Below are 20,158 nucleotides of genomic sequence, written 5' to 3'. Positions count from 1 at the left end.
TTGCTCTGATTGATAATTTAATTTTACCAAGTTGATTTTGCTAAATTGATTTTGCTAAATTGATTTTGAATGAGTTAAAACCTCCTGACACATAGCTGTCAGTAGGGGGGTGATAGAAGCATGGCTTTCTTTCATTTGGAACGCTATTTATGCAATTTGACACTGATTTGCTCTCTGAGCACAAAGAACTCTTTCTTCAAGCCCGCGCTTACCTGCTTTCGTTTCCGGATATTACCGAAATTAAAAAAGAGCGCATAACCACTTATATGAACGTACAGGGCGGTATCTGTCATATGCGTACCATGCCGTATGGTATCGACCTTGGTTTCCTCAAAGGCGCAAAGATGAAAGACGATCTGAACCTTCTCACTGGAAAAGGTAAAATCCTGCGGGTATTATCTCTAAAATCCATGAATAAAGACGTAATAAAATACTATATGGATCAAGCTGTTGATTTAAATATTATTACCAAAAATTGAATATTTATTCGTGCAAACTTGGTTGTGTAATCTCTTGTAATTTATTGCTTCTTCTTGATACTCTTCAACAATTTTAGAAGCCTGATTTGTTGAGCGGTGGGAACTAGCCTTTTCGTTAGCTTACTATAAACTTAAATAAATCAATGACTAATAGTAAAAGTGATTTGAGAAAATGCTAAGAGCTAAAATGAGCGATTATATCCGAGGTTTAACATTTATTTTCGTTTTAGCGTTTTTCTTGGCTCCAGCTGCACATGCTTCATCCCAAGACAATAAACAAAATATAACAAACTATAGTTTATTATGTGACGCAGGAGATACGCAGGCTTGCGTGAAATTGGCGACTCTTTATCTTGGCCGTGAGGGCCGTGGGAGCGTTGAGATAGATGAGACAAAAGCCGCTGAATTTTATGATCGGGCTTGCGCGGGAGATAATGCGGAAGGGTGCACTGGGCTTGGTAAGATGTATAGCGAAGGCCGAGGTGTCCAAGCGAATGATCAAAAGGCGGTGAGCTTCTTTAAGAAATCATGTGATCAGGGGTATCCCAAGGGCTGTTCTTCGCTTGGGTATATGCATTTCAAGGGGCGGGGCGTGGAAGAGGATGCTCTATTGGCTTTTGTTTTCGTGGGGCAAGGTTGTAAGGGGGGCGATGCCTACGGCTGTACCAATCTTGGTATGTTGTACGATAAAGGCCTTGGCGTAGTTGAAAATCAGGCCAGGGCTGTTGCTCATTACAAGAAGGGGTGTGATGGTGGCGATATTTCGGGGTGTACTCGTTTGGGGCTTATGTATCAAAACGGACGCGGTGTTGCTCAAGATAAAGTAAAAGCGGCTATACTCTTTACCAAAAGCTGTGACGGCGGGCAGGCGGATGCCTGTATGAAATTGGATACCCTCAAAAATTAAATAATTGGTGAGGGGGGAATTTTAGATATCGTAGTCTTTATTTTTGACCATCACTTTGATTCAGAAGAACATTAATTGTATTTCACTGTAAAGTATTTAAGATTTACGTCTTATTTAATTGAGTGTTTTGTCTAAATGTAACTTAAATACATGTGTTCATTTTGTGTTTAATGTAGATGTTCTTATGTTTCACGGTTTATTCACTTATTTATTATGGCTTAGTGGTTTTAATATTTGAATTGATATTAACGTACTTTGCCATCATTTGTATTTATTTGATGTAAGTGCTTTCGTGTTATTTATGAACGGTGAAATCGGTAATTTGTTTTATGAGGGATTTTCACCTCCATCCTTTTATATTGTGTTCATAGGTAATGGTCTTCCTGCCTTTTGTTAGGCGACTGGTATAGGATCTAATATGCATTACGATAGTGATAAACCCGTCTTTAATTCCAAATCGAAAGTAAGGGAGGTTAGCTCCCGGATATATGAGGTTGAACCTGTTGAGTCACGTGCTTTGGCCAATGATTTGGTTTCTTTTGACCTTTCAGTCGATAGCGTGGTGGCAACCGCAACGCTCGAATACGACAGCAGCCATCGCTTTGTTACGCTTTTTTGGGGCGACAGTGATGTGGGTGAAACGTTGGATATTCGTAAAATCAGAAACTCAAACCGGGTCGTCGGGGGTAATCCTCTGCCTGAAAATACGATCAGAGTTCAGCATGTTTACGACGTTCCCGCGCCGCCAAATCGTGGATCGAATTTTCTGTTTTATACCGTGTTACAAGATGGGGAAGGCCGACGAAGCTTTGGTCCAGCCCAGCAGATCAGTGTTATTCCGCGCTATGAGTTTATTTTAAGGCCTGTGATCTTGGAATTCAATTCGCATTTGGACGGTGCTTTGGAACAGGAAACTGAAATTTCAATCGACATGATCGCCGTTCATGCGGGGGAGCGTATTTTTCATAAGCATTGGGAACCGGATGTTGTGACAAATGGTAATCTTGGCCCTCTCCCAACCGAGGAAAGGTTCCCAGTGTTCTATAAGTTGACGGGCAGTCAGCTCAGACACGATATCCCATTGGATAGTGAAGATGGGATCGTTATTAATTTTGTCGCGAAAGAACGAGAGAATACGGCCAAAGACGCGTGGGAGTTTCTTGTGGATGTTTTTACCGCAGAATTTGATGACTCAGTTATCGCGGTTGATAACGGCCAAATACGCGGGTTTCATCCGATAAAAAACACGGGACCAAGACAAGAGAAACGTTATTTGGGTGTTCAGGATGGGTACTTTGAAGCAATCATGAATATAGAAATGAATTTGATTGTCCCGCTGGATCGTGCTCCGGGTCAGGTAGTTTCCGATTAGTATCGTGTTTTTAGTGGACTAATTTTGATATGAACACCCGACCCCAATATGTTTGTGGGGCCGGGTGCTTTTCTTAAAGCTGTTACTTATTTGCGGTATTGCCCATCTTCGATTGACCTTTGATTTTGTTCCAGGGTTTCGAGCAGGCTGGTGGCAAAGGGATCGTCAGCGGTTTTATCAAACTCTTCAAAGTTGACGACATCGGCCATGGGCAGTCGCGGTAACCATCCTGCCAATTGTAGTTCAGGTTTATCAAAGAACTCAGACACATATCCCAAACAGAGATAGGCCACAGGCGTCACTCGTTTGGGCAGTTTGAGGATTTGTTTTAATTTTTTCTGATCCAGAATACTAACCCATCCAACACCGACGCCTTCTGAGCGGGCGGCAAGCCAGAGGTTTTGTACAGCGCACACGGTACTATAGAGATCCATGGCCTTAATATGGGTGCGCCCGATCACGATAGGTCCGGTGCGGTCCTTGTCACAGGTGATACAGATATTAAGCGGAGATTCCTTGATCCCTTCGAGTTTGAGGTTTTTGTAAGTATCACGTTTTTCCCCCTCAAACATATCTGCGGCTTCGTCGTGGGCCTTTTTAAACAGATTATGTACCCGTTGTTTGGTCTCATCCTTTCGGATCAGAATGAAATTCCACGGCTGCATAAACCCGACAGAGGGCGCATAGTGGGCGGCGGTTAATATCCGGCTCAAGACTTCTTCGGGAACGGGTTTTGATGTAAACTGCCCGCGTACGTCACGCCGGGAAAAGATGGTTTGGTAAAGCGCGTCGCGTTCTGCTTCGCTAAAACTATGATCTGTAAAGGCAGGATTGTTATAGTTGGGGGTGGAAGCAGTATTGTTTTTGGTATGTATGTTTTCATTAAAAACTGTCTGGTCGCGCGTTTCCATTTCAGTCCCCTTAATGGAAAGTTAAAGCAGCGTTTGTCCACACGCTGCATAAGGCTCTCCAGGCCGGTCTTCTGACTTGGGTTCGCATCGGTCCTGTCCCTTCCCGGATCTCTATAAAACACCAGTGGGTAACTTACAGGACCAATCCCCCTTACAGCGTTGGGCACGTGACGGAATTCCACCGCCTTCCCGATTATCCTCGTCCAGTTTACAAACTTTTTGAGACACCTGAAGATATGATCAAAGCCGGAATTATGCCCCGGCAGTTTCTGTTTTTATCTTAAGGTAATGGGAAGCGTCCTTGAGCTTGATCAAGGATGGGGAGGGCCACCAATATAATTTTTGATCGGAAGGAAGTTTCTATCCTGCTTCCGGTAACCTTTTACGTAAAGCCTCAATCACTTTGGTTTCGGCAGACGCAGCATAACCATCGTCCATGGCAGCTTGGAAGGCGTTTAGTGTTGCTTTGCCTATTTCGGGATTGAGGCCAAGTTTTTGGGCGTATTTCAGACCGTAATCTGTGTCTTTCAGACGCCATTTCGTGGAAAACAGCACGTCTTTTTCGTGGGCGCCTTCGACCATTAGGGGAGCGTTGCGGGCCACTTGTGGGCTGCCACAGCCGCCTGAGGCTAAAGCCATGGCAACGAGGTTGAGGTCGAGACCAGCACGTTCGGCGGTAATCAAGCCTTCAGCGGCGGCGGCAATCTGAATTGATCCCATCAGATTTACGATAAGTTTATAAGCTGAGCCAGATCCTATCGGGCCAAAGTGGATCTGGTCCCTTGAAAGGGGCGTGAGCAAAGGCATGGCTTTGTTGATGGTTGATTGCGCGCCGCCTAGAAACAGGGTGAGGAGACCACTTGCGGCGGCTTCTGGAAGGCCGGTTACAGGACAGTCGAGGTAATCAAGTCCGGCTTCTTTTGCCTGCTCTGAGAGTTCCACAACCCAATCGTGGGACAGGGTTGAACACTCGATCGCAAGCGCTCCCGGTTTTAGATCTGCGGACAGAATACCACTTGTACCAGACCACAACGCGCGCGAGGCGACATCATCCCCAACCATAACAAAGATCGCATCGGCCCCGATCGCGGCTTCTGCGGGGCTTGATGCAAGGGTTGCTCCGCGTTCTATCAAAGGTTCGGCACGGGACGTGGTACGGTTATAGACATGGACATCGTGGCCCGCATCGATCAAGCGCCCGGCCATACCCGTGCCCATTAAACCCGTTCCAATAAATGCAATGCGTGCCATGTGACTGTTCCAAAATGATATTTTAAATCTGGTAGGAACGGTAAAAGACAAGCGCCGGCATTGAAAGATAAAAGTGGTTTCTTAGAGGTTGGTTAATGTCGGAATGCACCCGAGAGGCTGAATTTAGGATTTAGACGTCAGGATTTTATAGCTGGCAAAACAGAAAAAAGCCCCCAATCCAGCTTCAATCCACCTGCGGGCCTTTTGATAGGCGCCGACCATAGGTGCAGTTGAAAAGGCAATAGCGTAAGTCATGTGACCAAATATGGATATCAGGGTTGTGCCAAAAACGATGGAGCATCCAACCCAAAGCGGGGCAGAGGCATCAACAGCCAAAGACATCACAGCAACCCAGGTCAGGGCTGCCTTTGGATTTGTCATCTGGATCAACAAACCCCGGCGGTAATAAGCAGCTGGTCTGCCTGTAATGCCGAGATCAGTCGCAACAATTTTCTTGGTCGTGGTCGCAGATCGGAAAGACTTGAACGCCAGCCAGAGCAGATAAGTCGCACCAAAAATTTTGATGGCAAACATGACCGAGGCATAAAGGGACAACACAGTGGTAAAGCCCCAAAATGCCAGTAATCCCCAAAAGAAGGTTCCTGTGGCCACGCCAAGTGCAAGGGCTTTGCCTGACTTGCGCCCCACAGACATGGATGTCCCGATAACGGACATGATGTTCGGACCGGGGCTTAACATCCCAAGTGAAAAGGCACCGAAGGCAAGTAAAATACCTGGCAGGTATGAGGCGATTGGGTCCATGTGAGATTCCTAAAAGGCGTATTGTCTTACAAGGATTTAGCTTAACAACTCAGGATGTTCGATAAAGAACCAATCTTGAAAAGGATGAGGAGCCACTCAAGGGTATTCATAAGTTTTTTATTTTTTTCTGGTTTGGCCCCTCACTTTTACATGATCGCTTAGATTATGTGTCAGACAACAGTCTGAAATTGGATTTCTCCGTTATGTAAGAAACAGGTTTTGGTAAAGAGAGTTAAATCAATGGGGTTGGGCAAGCGGACATCCGAAATGTCAGGGTGTGATTTTCCGGATAGGTCATATGTACGGTCAATTTGTGTGATGAGTACGACAATCAATCCTGCTTTGCAGGCAAATGATTTCAGCTCTGATACCTGAGTGGAAAGTTTTGGGTTTTGTCGTTTTTGATCCAACAGTTGCAGGTAATCGATAACGATGACCGTCCCGCATGGTACAGACTGTAATTGATCAATAATATAGGGGGCACAGATATTGTCTGACGTATCCAATTTGAAATTATCTGCGAGGGTTGCAGGGTTCACATCAATTTCTTCAAGCCGATTTAAAACATCTTTCAGCGTGTATTCAAGCGTATAGAAGAAACCTTGCCGTCCGTCTTTTATGGCCGTGACAATAAGTTTTAACCCCGTCATTGTTTTACCTTGTCTAGGGCGTGCACCGAGCAGGACAAGGTCGCCGGGAGTTAAGCGACTGAGTAGTTCAAGTTCATTGCTGGAACGGCTTGCTGATACACGTGCTGCGAGTAAGCTCCAGCTTTGAAAGCCTTCTTTTTTTGCAATACAATCAAGTGCCAAATTTAAAGAGATATTTTCTTTGCGCGACAGTGATTTTGCGGAGCGTTTGAGTTGAAAGACAGGTGCCGATAATCTCATAAGAGAACCTCCTATTGCGAGCCGGGGGCACAATCCCTCCTTATGTGTGATGCTCGAACAGTGGGTTCTATGAGCTAACTTACACCCAGTATGTCGGATACTTTCCCAATCGGAGGGGGGAGGCACGGGTCATGCCTGTACCTGTAACGTACTTGAAGCTTTTTTCAAACGCAATATCTTGGATTTTTTTAAGAAATTATCATCCTTTAAATTATGATTATTCTGGCCGCGCCTGCTGCTTCTTTTGCTTGAGGTAGTTGTAGATCGTGGCGCGGCTGAGGCCGAGGACGCGGGAGGCGTAGGCGGTGGAGTTTTTGCCGCTAAAAGCGCCGTTGTCTTCGAGGGCAAAAACCAACTCTTTGCGTTGAGGTCCGGTCAGTTGCTGGATGATGACGCCCTTTTCGATCACCCAGGCATTGACGAACTCGTTGATACGCTCATGCCAGTCTTCCTTGAACAAGGCTTCTGGTTTTTCGCCGGTGTCCGGCACTGCGATCAGGGCGTCGAAGGCCTGTTTGGCGATATGAAAGTGAGAGACATCGGCGTTCAGGCACATGATTCCGGTGGGGCGATCTGTGTCATCACGGATCACAACGGAGATGGATTTAAGCTGTTTTCCATCCCAGTTGATTTTTTCATAGGGGCCGATAATGCGGTCGTTGGGATTGAAGTCAATCTCGTGCAGCAGCGACGGTTCGCCCAACTCCCGCTTGGAGAAATTATTGGCAATATGAACCACCTGTTCGGTTTCAAGGTCGTGTAACACGACCTCGATATAGGGCCGGAACAACGCAGAGATGGCGTTGGCGATCTCTGCGTAATTTCTGAGGCCGGGTTTCATATTTGTTTTTTGGTTGGGGTTAATGTTCGCCACCATAAGATCGCCTGATTAAGCAAAGTTGTTTTTGGTGTAATCGGATAGCTCTTTCAGCCCGACCCGTAAATGTTCAATCGGGGCACCGATGCCAATACGAATATACCCATCGAGGCCATAAACATCGCCCGGCAACAACATGATGCTGCGTTTTTCACGGATTTCGTGGATCAACTTGGTGGAATTAATCGGCATGGCATAACGCATAAAGGCCATACCACCCGCCTTGGGAAGGTGACAGCTGTATTGATTGTTTTCTTTTAACCAGCCAGAAAGCAGATCCACATTAGCGTTTAAAAGCGTGCGGCTACGGTTCAGGACTTCGGCGCGTTTTTCTGGTTGGATCACGATGTTGGCCACGTACTCGCTGATGGCGCTGGTGGTGATTGACGTATAATCTTTGGCCTGCCAGCAGGTGTAGATGACATCCGCGGGGCCAACCAACCAACCAATGCGCAAACCCGGCAACGCGAGAGCTTTGGAAAGTCCTGCTGTGACGATGGCTTTGTCATAGAGGTCGGCAAAGGTGGCGGTTTCGTGACCATCCAGTTCTGAACCGCGATAAACTTCATCCGCATGCAGATAAAGATCGTGCGCGCGTGCGATATCCACAAGCTCCGTCATCGCGGCTTCGTCGAGCAGGCTGCCTGTCGGGTTGTTGGGATGACAGATGGTGATCATCTTGGTGCGCGGGGTAATGGCGGCGTGCAGCTCATCCATATCAGGAAGCCAGCCAAGTTCTTCGCGTAACTGTACTTCGACCACATTCACACCCAAAGCCTTGGCCCAGCCCCACATTTGCAAATAGTTCGGCACAAACACAATCAGATCATCGCCGGGGTTTAGCACCGACATCACCAACAGAAAGTTGGCCTCGGCCGACCCGTTGGTAATGATAACATCATCAGGGGTGCGGTTTTTATAGAGGTTCGCCACCGACTGGCGCAACTCTGTCCCGCCATTGGTCCAGCCATACCCAAGCTCCACATCCAGCAGGCTTGAGAGTTGCTCCGGGTTCAGGAGTTCACGCAGGGTATAGGGATGGACGCCACTGTCTGAAAGGTTATGCTCGACCGTGTTTTCATAAAGCGACTGAATGCGCTCTAGCGTGAATTCCTGGAATTTCATGAGGCACCTGTATCCTGAACAACATTTTCAAAAGTTGATGCCAGCATAAAGGTATAGATTGTAAAATAAAGTCTAAAATAGAATTTATTGTAAAATATGTTTGTTACTCAATTTTCACTGCCCGGCCTAACGCCGCCCGTGCAAGAAGGCGGGTGGAATCAAGAGTTGGCAGGGAAGAGTTATCATCGTTGATGATCAAGGGGATTTCGGTGCAGCCGAGAATTACTGCGTCACACCCGGCTTGTCTCAGTCGGTCAATGATTTGTTGGAAATAGGCCGTGCTCTTAGGCTTAAAAAGTCCCATGACCAGCTCGTCCATGATAATGCGGTTGATTTCGCGGCGCACGTTGGGTTCCGGGCGCAGGTACTCAAGGCCGCGTTCTTTGAGCTTTTGCGGGTAAACATCGCTTTCGAGCAACCACTTAGTTCCGGTCAGGCCGAGTTTTTTATAGCCGCGATTCTGGACCTCTTGCGCGACCACTTCTGCGATGTGAAGCCACGGCAGGGGAGAGCGTTCTACTACATAATCAAAGGCCTGATGGATGGTGTTATCCGGACAGATCAAAAAGTCCGCGCCACAGCGCGCGAGCTTTTCCGCCGAAGCCAGCATCAGATCGCCAATGCCCTCGATATCCACGCCCTCAATATCACCGGCATCCAGACACCGTACATAATCCGCCAGCGAAGGCGTATGCATGGAAATCTCCGGATGGGCATGGGGACCAAGCAGCGCCGCACCTTCCGCACAAATAGTCCGATAACAAAGCGACGCCCCCTCCGCCGAGCATCCTACGATGCCGATATGTTTTGAGGGGGTGTGCTGGGGCACAGTGCGTTTGGACATGATATTCGAGGGGTTATTTAGGATAAACATGGAAAAATACTATTTATTTTGAGGTGTATATTTATGTTTGGCTACTTCATTCCAAGCTTCCAAGCAATACTCGTGAGCCTTTGGGCCTTCATATCTGAGCGATCGTTCTTGATTTGAATATTGATTGTTTAAATCCCGAACCGCGGATAGCCAGTTAAAGGAGCCTTCAACAATCCATTTATTATCAACGACTAATGTCTTGTTGTGAACACGTCTGACTGGAAATATTTCACACTGAGTTTCTTTGACGAGGTTGATACCATTTAACGCTTCTTTCTTTTTGTGTTCTCCTAAGTCGTAGGCAACAGTAACTTTTACTCCTCTGGTTAAAGCTCTTCCTATCATCGAGGTAATATTATCTTTTCTGATTGCGAATTCTCTAATGTAGGGGGAGATAATTAATACTTCTTTTCTCGCGGTTTGAAGGGCTTCATCTAATACATTTTGATGATCTTTTAGAGTTTCCAAGCGACGCGTATTGCTTCCGCTTTCTAATGCTTGGAATACAGGGCGGCTTGATACATCAAAAATTTCTCCGCATGCAGAACGAAACAAATGCTTAGCAAGAATACTTGAAGGCTTATTTTTTTGTGTAGAGTCGAAAAGACGCATATCCCCAAAAGTTAAAAAAGAATCTTTTGCTCGAGAGATTGCAACATTTAACATATTGGGAGCTAAATCAAAAAAAGGTGATTTCTCATCTTCAAGTGAAGAAGTTGGCGAAAAAATAATAATATTTCTTTCCGCTCCTTGAAGAGCATGGACTGTTCCTACCGTTAGGCTTTTGGGGAGAGCTGATTTTTGTAACGCTTTTTTTAGTTCCCATTTTTGAGCGCCATAGGGCGTAATTATTCCAACTATTTCTTGTATCGGTTTGTTGTAATGTTGCTCTATTTCTCGCTGATGCCGTCCAAGCCAATCTAAAATTTCTCCCGCTTCACCGGGATTATATTTGCTCCCTCCTTTTATTCGGGATGAAGAGCGTATATTTGCCCAACCTAATGTAGGAAAAAGAGGGTTCTTTAGGGGAGGGGTTTTAGGTATGAGACGCCCGTCGTAGATTAAGTCGTTTGAAACAGAAATAATTTCTGTCTGACAACGTCTATGCTCAGAGAGAAACATACCTTCTTCATCTTCACGTTTATATGCAGAAAACTTGCGAGCAATTTTCATTAAGCTACCATTTTTTGCGAGTAAGCCGCTTTCATTTAATTCGGCCTCATACGGCTCTAGGTTGCAACGTTTGATATTGCCATGATCTACACTTTTTTCGATATTCCTGATGGGCTCAATCTGATGAATGTCTCCGACAATTAAAGCCTTTTTTCCTAATGCCAATACTGGCCCTCCGATTTCAGGTAGAACCTGACCAGCTTCATCGATTATCAATAAATCCGCAAAATTGATAAGAGGAGAATTCTGAAACTCATCACTTTTAGGATTATAGAATGTTAAGTGTTGTGGAAGCATGTATAGTGTTGAAACAAAACAAGGGGTTAATGATGCCAGAAGCTTGAATCGCTCCTCTGTTTGTTCTTTCGATTTTCCAGATAATTTCTTTAAAGGATCTTTTGCATTTTGAAATAAATTTCTGGCCTCAATCAGCCAACGTGCCTCCCAATAATGCGTTGCGAGTAAAAAAGCCTTATGTCGGAATGATATATCAAGAAAATGATTACAAAGATGAGGGCTTTTTTGAAGATCTTCCAAGCTATAATTTAATATGGATGGATGATCTTTTGCTGAGGATTGTATAAGAGCCTCTGTACGTATATTCCAATCTTCTTCAGCATGTCTCCATGCTTTGGCGTGGCCTATTTTTTCGCTGAGATGTATCTGTTTGGTTTTAACATAAGTTTCAGAAGCACTCTCTTCAACTTTGTACTCTTCTTCTAATTGGGAAAGGTGCTTGGTTAGCTCGGTAAGATGATTGTTTAAAAAATCACGAACATCATTTATTTTGGGAATAACAAGTAAGTTTACAATACCTTGTTTAAATCCTCCTTTTTTGAAAACGTCTCGACACCGGTCCCATTTTTTCCCTTTTATTACAGGAATCCAGTTAAAGAGTATTTCAAAAAAACCTGTTGGTACCAGTTCAGATAAAGCTTGATCACAAAGGTTTTCAAATTTTGAAATTGTTTCTTTGTGCTGATTTATAATCAGGAGTTTATCTTTTAATTTGTTATGCTCGAATTTTTGAAGTTCATTCAGTTCATCCTGTTTTTTTTCGAGGGAGTTTTGGACAGAAAATAGTGTGCTGCCGTTATACTTTTCCCTGAATGCACAAACCTGTATGGCTGCTTTAAGTACGTTTCTTATCTCCTCAACGCATGATTTTAATTGATGGTTTAAGATGCCTCGTACATCTTCAACACTTTCAATTACATCCTTTGCAAATGTAATACGGGCTTGTTCCAGAAAAAATATTTCTGCTTGATCAAGGCTTTCATCATTTAGAAGAGTAGCTGGAAATCCGGATATTGGTTTTCCAAAGTTGGGCATATAGGCCGTTTGATATTTATTATTATCTACCTTTTTATCTTTGGATGGTAGATAGAGGCCATAGGAGTACAAGTTTGGAATCCATCGGCTTTTCAACTTTGATATGCCTGATGTTTGCATGTTGGAGCCAATGCCAAAACTGTCGATAATGTTTGTTACAGCCTGATTGTTAGATGATACGGCAAAAATAATCGGTGGATCCGTTTCTTCCAAGGCTGAATTGACGAAGAGGTTGGCGATAACACTTTGGATTAGGGCTGTTTTTCCTGTTCCAGGAGGTCCGTTGACCGCGAGCAAATCTCCTTCTTTACATGACGTCAGGTGGTGTAGAGATTCTCGTTGCATTGCAGAGAGAGGATAATGCCCTTCCATTTGTCCAATATGTTGTTGGCTATGGAATAATTGGTCTTTTGGGAGCAGGGTTGGCTTTCTGTTAGTTGTCTGGAATAGGCCGGAGAGAGCCCCAAAAGATTGATCATTTTTTATCAAATAATCTGTGAGCTTGATAATATGTGTAGATGCAGAGAAAGGAATGTTGCCTGCTTGAATAACAGAGGGACCGCGACTGAATTCGTCTGTTTCGGCTGCCTCTATAGCCATGCCCAAAATAGATTGGCACATTTTTTCTGTGTAATTGAGTAGTTCTTCCCACGTATTTTCACGTGGCTTTAGATTTGTAGATCTAAATTTGTCAAAGTCTGACAATAATCCAATTGATGGTATTTTAGCCTCAGAGGGTTCAAGTGCTTCTCTGACAACCCAAGGGATGCTCTTCGAATTGGGACTAATAGTCCCTGATTTTGATACAGTAGCTGGAATTATTATAGGGGCGTATGGTGTGTTCGCTGACCGTGAGGAGTATCCATTGTTATGTAGTGGGATAAATGTAAGTGGAGCAATTAGAACGGGGGCAGTGTCTTCTTGCCCATCTCGTATCTGATTAGGAAAGGCCTTTGAAAAATCAATAATGAGCTTTTTTGCAAATATAGGATCAATTTTACCAGCACGAATGTCTTGCCATTTAATTTCATGAAGTGCGGCCTTATCACCAAGTCCCTTCAAAAGGCTATCTGCCATACTTGCGCGCCAGTACGGCAGTATATTATTTTTAAAAGTCAATTGATTGTACCTTAATAATTTAGAGTATGTATCTGAAAATCAATAGTTAGTGGATAACTAGTTATAGTTGATATTCTATTAATTTTATTTTGCGATGATTTTCTTGTCGGTGATTTCACCGGGCTCTAATTTGGTTTTGATTACGGTTTATTTTTCTACCGCGGGTCTCGCTTGAAACTTTCTAGTTGGTGGCATCAATCTTTACTGGTGGCTTTCGGCCCCCGCAAGTGACGCAGGCAATGTCTGCCGTTACCTATGGGGGTAAAAATGGTCGGTGCGCTTGATTTGATGTCCAAGGGTGTGCTCTGTAATTTTCTTAATGCCAATATTTTGATATTTCAACCTTTCTATGCCCTAGTTTACCCGTAACTCAGAAGGCTTAAGCATACAAACCCTGTCACTTAGTTGTTTTGCATTACTGGTAAATATTGGCTTTTCTTTGATTTTTAGTAAGCTGGGGAGTGTCTTCTGTGAAATAATGAAAGGGATCAAAATGACCTACCGATATGGGGCTATATCGACGGACTACTCGGCCCGATTTTTGTTGGCTTGGCAGCATGTCTGGCGTTAAGTAAATAGAGAGCTTAGTATTTTGGTATCGTTGCTAACCGCCACACTTTAAAGCGCGAGTACGTATAAAAATAAGCGTAAGAACGCAAGAAAGAGAATTGATGAGACCGATTGTTCTGGTTCATGGCCTTTTTGGTCATTTAAACGACCCGCGTATTTTAAACGCTATCGCTGATCAGAACATTTTTGCGCCGGATCTTTTGGGCTATGGGGTGTATCGGAACTCTCCGATGGCGGGCCTGAACCTGATGGAGCAAGCCGACCATGTTGCGGGTTTTATTCGCGATATCAATCTGGAGCCTGTGAACCTTGTCGGGCATTCAGTGGGCGGCGCGGTGTCGGTTCTTTTGGCGGCCAAATACCCTGAGCTTGTGGCGACGCTGACATCTGTTGAGGGCAACTTTACGCTCAAGGATGCCTTTTGGTCCGCACAGGTCGCCGAACAGGATATCGGTGAGGTCGAGCGTACAATTGAGGGCTATCAATCTGATCCCGATTGCTGGATCTCTGGCGCTGGTGTCGCGCTTAATGACTGGACCCAATCGCTGGCCCGCAGCTGGCTCGACAACCAACCCGCCACGACCATAAAGGCCCAAGCCCGCGCCGTGGTGGAAGCCACCGGAAAGCCGGAATATCTGGAAAGTATCCGCAAATTGATGGCATCGGATATGCCTTACCACCTGCTTGCGGGCGCAAACTCCCGCCAAGGTTGGGACGTGCCAGATTGGGCGGTCGATAACGCCAGCAGCAACCAGGACATTCCCGATACCGGCCACCTGATGATGGCAGAAAACCCGGAAAGTTTTGGCGCGATCATCCGTGGCAACTGCGTGTGAAAAGCAGGCTTTGTCTTTTGATTATGTTGGGTTTTATTCAAACTGAGGGTGACAATTGGGGTGTATTCCTGCGGATATAGGAGGGAGATTCTCCGAAATGGAGCTTATCGTCATTCTAAAAACCTTAATGGAAATCTAGTATATGAGTAATGCCTCATTATTAAAAGCTTTGAACCCTCGGTAGGAACCAGTCGATAAAGGTGGTGGCGTGTTTGGGGAGTTTTGAGAAGTTCCGGGCGACGAGCCAGTATGATCCCTGATAAAAGGGGGCATCAAACGGGATGACTAATTGTCCGGATTGGAGCTGATTTATGATAAATCTTTTATCGCAAAAACCAATGCCGTGGCCCTCCAATATCTCTTGAAAAATCAATGCTGCATTGTCGTAGATCGGGCCTCTTTCAATGTTATTGTCGGTGATGCCTTGAGCGGCGAACCAATTCTTCCAGTCCGTTCTGTCGTCTTCATGCAGGAGAGTATAGCGCAATAAATCTCTCGGCGTATTAAGGGGCTTCTCTGGATCAATATGATCGGCAGCGATGACCGGGAGCACTTCTATGTCGAGTAAATGTTTGCTCTCACATGCGGGCCAGATTTTGGGGTCTGTACCAAAGCGGATGGCGAGTTGTGCTTCTGAGATACGAAAGTCGATTACACGCATATCTGAATCAAAAGCAAAGTCAATTGAGGGGTAAAGTTCTCTGAAATCCTTTAGGTGAGGGAGTAACCATCCCGAAAGAAAAGACGGTTCAACACTGAGGGTCAGGACCGTTGAGGCTGTCGAGTTGCTTAACTCACTTAGACAGTTATCTATGGTATCAAAAGAAGTACTCAGTACCGATAACAGCTGTGCGCCCGCCTGGGTGAGTTGGACCCGCCGATGGCTGCGGGCAAACAGCTTATTGCCGATCTGGTGTTCAAGATCGCGGACCTGTCGGCTGATGGCCGCCTGAGAGACAAACAGCTCTTGCGCGGCAAGGGTGAAGCTCTCATGTCGGCCCGCAGCCTCGAAAGAACGAAGCGCGGTTAAGGGAAGTCGGTCTCTCTTCATGCATAACCTCAGGTTATTCTAATCACCTGCATAACTCGTTTGTCAGTCTTGCGCAAGCCTGCCCTTAATAAGGGAATTATGATGGAGCGAGAAGTGATTGAACTAATGATCAAAAGAATGGTTGAACTGTTGTGGGATACGATTTCGCTGATAACCTTTTGTTATGGCCACGCCCATAACTATGAGGGTGAAAAACACTCTGCTACTAAACGCAGATGTGAGAGACGGGATAGATAGAGTGGGTATTCCTGATCTGGAAAACCTTCTGAACCGCGTAGACAGTGCTTTAAGATTGTTGGGATATAATGCGAAAGACACTGTTGGAGCGGGCGTACTTATCCTGAATGGGTGTGATCGGAAATGGCATTTAAGGGTTTTGATCGTGACAAGGAGTTTGCGGATATTCTAACCGGGCATAATGCGCATGCTTGCCTGAAGGGCTTTGTTTTGGAAAATGGCAGACTTTCACTGAGAGTTATGCCTTATCAGGGTCTAGATTTGGATCAGAACGAAGAGATCGTTGCCACCTTTTCCGATGTCCGGATGCAAAATTTTGATGTCTTTACGGGGGTAGAAAACAAAAATCTGCCATGGGATATTGTCGGGATGAATTGTCTAGATCATAAAGACGGGCTGTCGTTTTTTTGTATTCATTGTTTTGAATGTGAAATGGTTTTCCTGTCGCGCTGGCCGCATATTGAAACCGGGCTAAAGAGCAGAGCCAAAAGACATTAAGTCGAGTATGGTTCTTTAAAAAAATCGATAATAAATAAACTTTATGTGTCCGGTAATTTTGATGCCACTGTTATTTGATCTCTCTTGCAAAAAAAAGTTTCAAGTATTACAGCTAATTCACTGGCTCAGGCAGCCCTTGAAAATATTGAAGTACTTGAAAATACGAAAGTAAAGGACGAGACAACATGCAATCAGAACAACTCCAATTCCTTATGCTTTCTCCTGAGATTATGGGGTCTCTTCTGTCGCTAAAAGTTCCCGATGATGAAGCCCATCTGATTACATCCAATGCAAAGTGGATCGCCGAGGCCGCTTTTATGAGCGAGAGCGTCACGTACGGCCTTTTTTCCGGCAAAAATCCTGCAGGTTTGATATCGTTCATTGATCCGCGGCTCATGGATCAAAATGATGAAAATAAACACTTTCAGGGTGATTGTCTTTACGTTTGGCGCTTAATGATTGACCAGCACCATCGTCGAAAAGGATACGGACAATCCGCGATCAGGTTTGCTCAAAGCTATGCGCAGTTGATTGGCCAAAAGGGAGTTTCATTAACGACGATGGATAAAGCCCCCCTAAACGCGTTGCCGCTTTATCAAAGTATGGGGTTTAAGGCCACTGGGCGTCGTCTAGATGATGAGATTGAGTTGGTTTGGCGTCGCCCATAGTACGCTCAATACCGGGTTGATATATAATCGTCCCGCTTTATCTGATCTTTATGTCTTATCTGGGCTAGGTGCTGGGGTAAGGGAGAGGCTATTGTTCCCTTTTCGATGTGCGATACAAGGTTTTCATACTTTTTGGGACGCAAAAAACGAGGGTCTGTCTTTAGATGTTCCGGTAACTCTGGTTTGTGCCAATTCAATATCGAAATATTGACCAAGAGGGCAATATTAGGCACAATTCCCCGATATTATTTCTATCAGCCATTCCAAGAGCTTATTTCTAATTCCAACACCATCCTCTGAAGTAAGTCTGTTCTTATATTAATTTTAAAATTCACGGGGTAAAACGATGAAACTTAGTCGGCGCGAAGCGCTCACATTGATGGGCGGTACTCTTGCTACTGCGACTTTGGCGAAGCCAGCTTTTTCACAAAATCGCAAAATCACGGTCGGAGCTTTACGCTTTACCAGCCATTCTGCAAGTTTCATTGCCCTAGAACGCGGGTATTTCAAGGAGATGGGCCTGGATGTTGAGCTGAAGTTTTTTCAAGCTGCAACACCGATGGCCGTTGCGATTGCATCTGGTGATGTAGATTTTGGTGTTACCGCTATTTCTGGTGGCTTGATCTCTCTTGCTGAAAAAGGTGCGGTCAAGGTTATTGGCGGGGTTCTTTCTGAAGAAAACGGTATTGATGGACAGAAAATTCTGGTCTCGGATGCGGCTTTCAAAGCTGGTGTGACGTCCCCGGATAAGTTGGATGGCAAAACCTTTGGCATGACAACGGCGGGATCTTCATTCCATTATATGGGGTCACAAATTGCAGCAAAAGAAGGCGTTGCGCTCAAATTCAAACCGCTGCAAAAAGTCGGCGCTATCATCGGGGCATTGAAAACCGGGCAGATTGATGCATGGTCTATTGTTCCCCATATCGCCAAGCCTCTCGCTGGATCAGGTGCCGTACATATTATTGGTAGTGTGTCTGATTATTTGCCGAATTATCAGGTAACAACAGCTTTTACCTCTGCCAAGAACGCGGCAGATGAAAAGCAGATGGTTCAAGATTTCATTGCGGCCTATGCCAAGGGAATTGCTGATTACAATGCGGCAATGGTTGATGGTACTCTTGGTGATGCGGGCCGGGAAGAAATGGTCGATTTGATCCATAAATATGTCTATGCAGACAAACCACGCGAAAAGGCTGCAAAATCCATTATCAACGGGTCGATGCGTCTTAATCCTGGGGCTGCCTTGAATGTTCAATCGATTGAACAACAGCTCAACTGGTTTAAATCAGAAGGTCTTGTGAAAGGCGATATTTTGCTCAATACGTTGCTAGACACTAGTTTTGTAAAAACACTCTGACCAGTTTTGTAGAAACACTCTGAAATGAGAACCAAACCGTCTCAGAAAGTGTATAGGTTATAAGGTACCGGAATGTGACGTGCGTTCCGGCATTTCCTATGTGTATTTTCTTTTTCGATCTTTTTCTTTAAGTGACATAAGCTCAACCCATGGACATTCGATTAAACAATATTAAGCACTCCTATGGCGACAGGGAGGTCTTGCGCGATATAAATTTGAACATTACATCAGGTCAAATCGTATGTATCGTGGGGCCGTCTGGTTGTGGGAAATCGACGTTGTTGCGCTTAATCGGAGGGCTTGAACAGCCTACTGCGGGTGAAATTCTGCAGGTAGGTGAAGCGCCCAAAGGATGTCTTAATCCCCTGACATACGTGTTTCAGGACTTTGCACTTTTGCCATGGCGGACGGTCGCCGGGAATATCTCGCTCGTACTTGAAGATCATTCTCTGAGCGACAAACGGGTAGAGGAAATTATAACTGATGTGCTTGATCGCTGTAAGCTCAGTGATTTTGCCAAGGTTTTCCCAAAACAGATTTCAGGGGGCATGAAACAGCGTGTTGCCATTGCACGTGCGTTGGCTGTAAATCCCGCTGTGATGTTGATGGACGAGCCTCTCTCGGCGTTGGATAGCCAAACCCGAGAGCTTTTGATGGACGACATTGTTTCGCTCTGGACCCGCAAGCCTTTTACCGCTGTTTATGTGACCCATAATTTGACCGAGGCCGTCCGCCTTGGCCATACCATTGTTGTGCTGTCGCGTCGTCCGGGACAGATCAGGGATGTGATTACCATTGATAAACCCTTGGCAGAGCGTCGCCATGCGGACCTTGATCTTGAAAAGCAGCAGACCCTGTTGTGGAACATGATGCGCGATGAAGCAAAAGCCGCCGATGCGGAGCTGATACATGCCTAAGAGCCTGGACAAAGAAATTCTCCGAAATGCGCAAGAAAAGCTAACCTCTCCGGGGCCAGTGTCACCGGGACCAGTCTCCCCGGGACCAGTCTCCCCGGGACCAGTCTCGTCTGAGCAGGGGATAACGATCCCCTTTCGAGGTGGTGGTTTTGCTCCGGTATCCCGACCCTGGATGGGGTTTTTAGTTTTCTTTGTATTGATCGTTTTATTGGAAATTGGCACGCAGACGGGTTTTATCTCAAACCTGACAATCCCCAAGCCTTCTGATGTCTTTAAAAACTTCGTAGAGCTCTACACTTCTGGTTTGCTGTGGACACACCTTGTGCCCAGCCTGTTGCGGTTTGTCATCGGATCGATCATCGGGGTCACTATCGGCGTTAGTCTGGGCATCGCGATTGGCTTGTTTTCCTATGTCCGCGCCGGGTTGGTTCCCTTTATCGCGGCGCTTTTCCCGGTGCCCAAAATTGCTTTGTTGCCTTTGTTTGTGATCTGGTTTGGCATCGATGAAACATCAAAATATGCCCTCATTGCCTTTGGCACCTTTACCCCCATGGTCGTTGCGACTTACGGCGCAGTCGATAACGTTGATCGCACCCTGATCCGTATGGGGCAGAGCTTTAACCTGTCGTGGTTTTCCATCGTCCGCAAAATAGTCTTGCCGGGAGCCATGGCGGGTATTCTATCGGGATTGCGAATAGCGCTTGCCATCGCCATTATCTTGCTGGTGGCCGCAGAAATGTTGGGTGCAGAATACGGTATTGGCGCCTATATTCTAGAAGCTGGATCGCTTTATGATCTCGAACGATTATTTACAGGCGTTGCAATTCTTTCAATTTTGGGTGTTGTGGTGAACACGGCAATCGGTTTCGTGGAGCGACGGTTACTCCGTTGGCGGGTGTGAAGCGGCTGATCGCAATAAGTTTTTTTATGGTTTCGTGTTTTTGTTTGG

At 45.5% G+C, this 20,158-nt stretch carries 18 protein-coding genes and 1 riboswitch; of the genes, 9 read left to right on the top strand and 9 right to left on the bottom strand.

The window, feature by feature from the left end; translation table 11 throughout:
* Positions 1-149 precede the first annotated feature (149 nt).
* The 3 genes from ACFSKO_RS08865 to ACFSKO_RS08855 all read left to right on the top strand — a co-directional run bounded on the left by ACFSKO_RS08865 (position 150) and on the right by ACFSKO_RS08855 (position 2,758).
* A complete protein-coding gene (locus ACFSKO_RS08865) occupies positions 150-479 on the top strand; it encodes a hypothetical protein (RefSeq protein ID WP_380250603.1) in 330 nt (109 codons plus the stop codon).
* 187 nt (positions 480-666) lie between these two features.
* Positions 667-1,386 (top strand): tetratricopeptide repeat protein, encoded by a 720-nt coding sequence (locus ACFSKO_RS08860; protein ID WP_380250601.1) that lies wholly within the window; start codon positions 667-669, stop codon positions 1,384-1,386.
* Positions 1,387-1,804: 418 nt separating this feature from the next.
* A complete protein-coding gene (locus ACFSKO_RS08855) occupies positions 1,805-2,758 on the top strand; it encodes a hypothetical protein (RefSeq protein WP_380250599.1) in 954 nt (317 codons plus the stop codon).
* A gap of 86 nt (positions 2,759-2,844) precedes the next feature.
* Here ACFSKO_RS08855 and bluB read toward each other — a convergent pair whose 3' ends face one another.
* The 8 genes from bluB to ACFSKO_RS08815 form a co-directional block, all read right to left on the bottom strand.
* Entirely contained in the window at positions 2,845-3,669 is an 825-nt protein-coding gene (gene bluB, locus ACFSKO_RS08850) for a 5,6-dimethylbenzimidazole synthase (RefSeq protein WP_380250597.1), read from the bottom strand.
* Between the two features lie 44 nt (positions 3,670-3,713).
* A riboswitch (cobalamin riboswitch) is annotated at positions 3,714-3,916 on the bottom strand.
* Between the two features lie 113 nt (positions 3,917-4,029).
* The gene (locus tag ACFSKO_RS08845; protein ID WP_380250595.1) at positions 4,030-4,920 is read right to left on the bottom strand and encodes an NAD(P)-dependent oxidoreductase; all 891 of its coding nucleotides are present in this window, start codon (positions 4,918-4,920) and stop codon (positions 4,030-4,032) included.
* A gap of 123 nt (positions 4,921-5,043) precedes the next feature.
* Positions 5,044-5,682 carry a LysE family translocator gene (locus ACFSKO_RS08840; protein WP_380250593.1) on the bottom strand — a complete coding sequence of 213 codons (639 nt, stop codon included), beginning with the start codon at positions 5,680-5,682 and terminating at the stop codon, positions 5,044-5,046.
* 170 nt (positions 5,683-5,852) lie between these two features.
* Positions 5,853-6,572: a DNA helicase gene (locus tag ACFSKO_RS08835; RefSeq protein WP_380250591.1), complete on the bottom strand. Its 720-nt coding sequence runs from the start codon at positions 6,570-6,572 to the stop codon at positions 5,853-5,855.
* A gap of 217 nt (positions 6,573-6,789) precedes the next feature.
* A complete protein-coding gene (locus ACFSKO_RS08830) occupies positions 6,790-7,449 on the bottom strand; it encodes a helix-turn-helix transcriptional regulator (protein WP_380250589.1) in 660 nt (219 codons plus the stop codon).
* A 12-nt stretch (positions 7,450-7,461) separates the two neighbouring features.
* The gene (locus ACFSKO_RS08825) at positions 7,462-8,574 is read right to left on the bottom strand and encodes an aminotransferase class I/II-fold pyridoxal phosphate-dependent enzyme (RefSeq protein WP_380250587.1); all 1,113 of its coding nucleotides are present in this window, start codon (positions 8,572-8,574) and stop codon (positions 7,462-7,464) included.
* Between the two features lie 103 nt (positions 8,575-8,677).
* The gene (locus ACFSKO_RS08820) at positions 8,678-9,418 is read right to left on the bottom strand and encodes an aspartate/glutamate racemase family protein (protein WP_380250585.1); all 741 of its coding nucleotides are present in this window, start codon (positions 9,416-9,418) and stop codon (positions 8,678-8,680) included.
* A 39-nt stretch (positions 9,419-9,457) separates the two neighbouring features.
* Positions 9,458-13,030 (bottom strand): AAA domain-containing protein, encoded by a 3,573-nt coding sequence (locus ACFSKO_RS08815; protein WP_380250583.1) that lies wholly within the window; start codon positions 13,028-13,030, stop codon positions 9,458-9,460.
* A 713-nt stretch (positions 13,031-13,743) separates the two neighbouring features.
* Between ACFSKO_RS08815 and ACFSKO_RS08810 the strand changes: the two genes are divergently transcribed.
* Entirely contained in the window at positions 13,744-14,478 is a 735-nt protein-coding gene (locus ACFSKO_RS08810; protein ID WP_380250581.1) for an alpha/beta fold hydrolase, read from the top strand.
* 160 nt (positions 14,479-14,638) lie between these two features.
* Here the strand turns inward: ACFSKO_RS08810 and ACFSKO_RS08805 are convergent, their stop codons facing one another.
* Complete coding sequence (locus ACFSKO_RS08805) at positions 14,639-15,529, bottom strand: LysR substrate-binding domain-containing protein (protein WP_380250579.1); 891 nt, start codon at positions 15,527-15,529, stop codon at positions 14,639-14,641.
* 360 nt (positions 15,530-15,889) lie between these two features.
* Here ACFSKO_RS08805 and ACFSKO_RS08800 point away from each other — a divergent pair, with 360 nt between their 5' ends.
* The 5 genes from ACFSKO_RS08800 (at position 15,890) to ACFSKO_RS08780 (ending at position 20,110) form a co-directional block, all read left to right on the top strand.
* Complete coding sequence (locus ACFSKO_RS08800) at positions 15,890-16,264, top strand: hypothetical protein (RefSeq protein ID WP_380250577.1); 375 nt, start codon at positions 15,890-15,892, stop codon at positions 16,262-16,264.
* 185 nt (positions 16,265-16,449) lie between these two features.
* Positions 16,450-16,932, top strand: coding sequence for a GNAT family N-acetyltransferase (locus ACFSKO_RS08795; protein ID WP_380250575.1), 483 nt, complete (start codon positions 16,450-16,452; stop codon positions 16,930-16,932).
* Positions 16,933-17,278: 346 nt separating this feature from the next.
* Positions 17,279-18,292, top strand: a complete 1,014-nt coding sequence (locus tag ACFSKO_RS08790) for an ABC transporter substrate-binding protein (RefSeq protein WP_380250573.1) — start codon at positions 17,279-17,281, stop codon at positions 18,290-18,292.
* Positions 18,293-18,492: 200 nt separating this feature from the next.
* A complete protein-coding gene (locus ACFSKO_RS08785; RefSeq protein WP_380250571.1) occupies positions 18,493-19,209 on the top strand; it encodes an ABC transporter ATP-binding protein in 717 nt (238 codons plus the stop codon).
* Entirely contained in the window at positions 19,202-20,110 is a 909-nt protein-coding gene (locus ACFSKO_RS08780; RefSeq protein ID WP_380250569.1) for an ABC transporter permease, read from the top strand. Before ACFSKO_RS08785 ends, ACFSKO_RS08780 begins: the two co-directional genes overlap by 8 nt.
* Positions 20,111-20,158 lie beyond the last annotated feature (48 nt).

The sequence above is a fragment of the Kiloniella antarctica genome (assembly GCF_042682825.1).
Lineage (GTDB): Bacteria > Pseudomonadota > Alphaproteobacteria > Kiloniellales > Kiloniellaceae > Kiloniella > Kiloniella antarctica.
The sequence above is the reverse complement of the archived record's forward strand: the minus strand, read 5'-3'. Positions and strand labels throughout refer to the sequence as shown.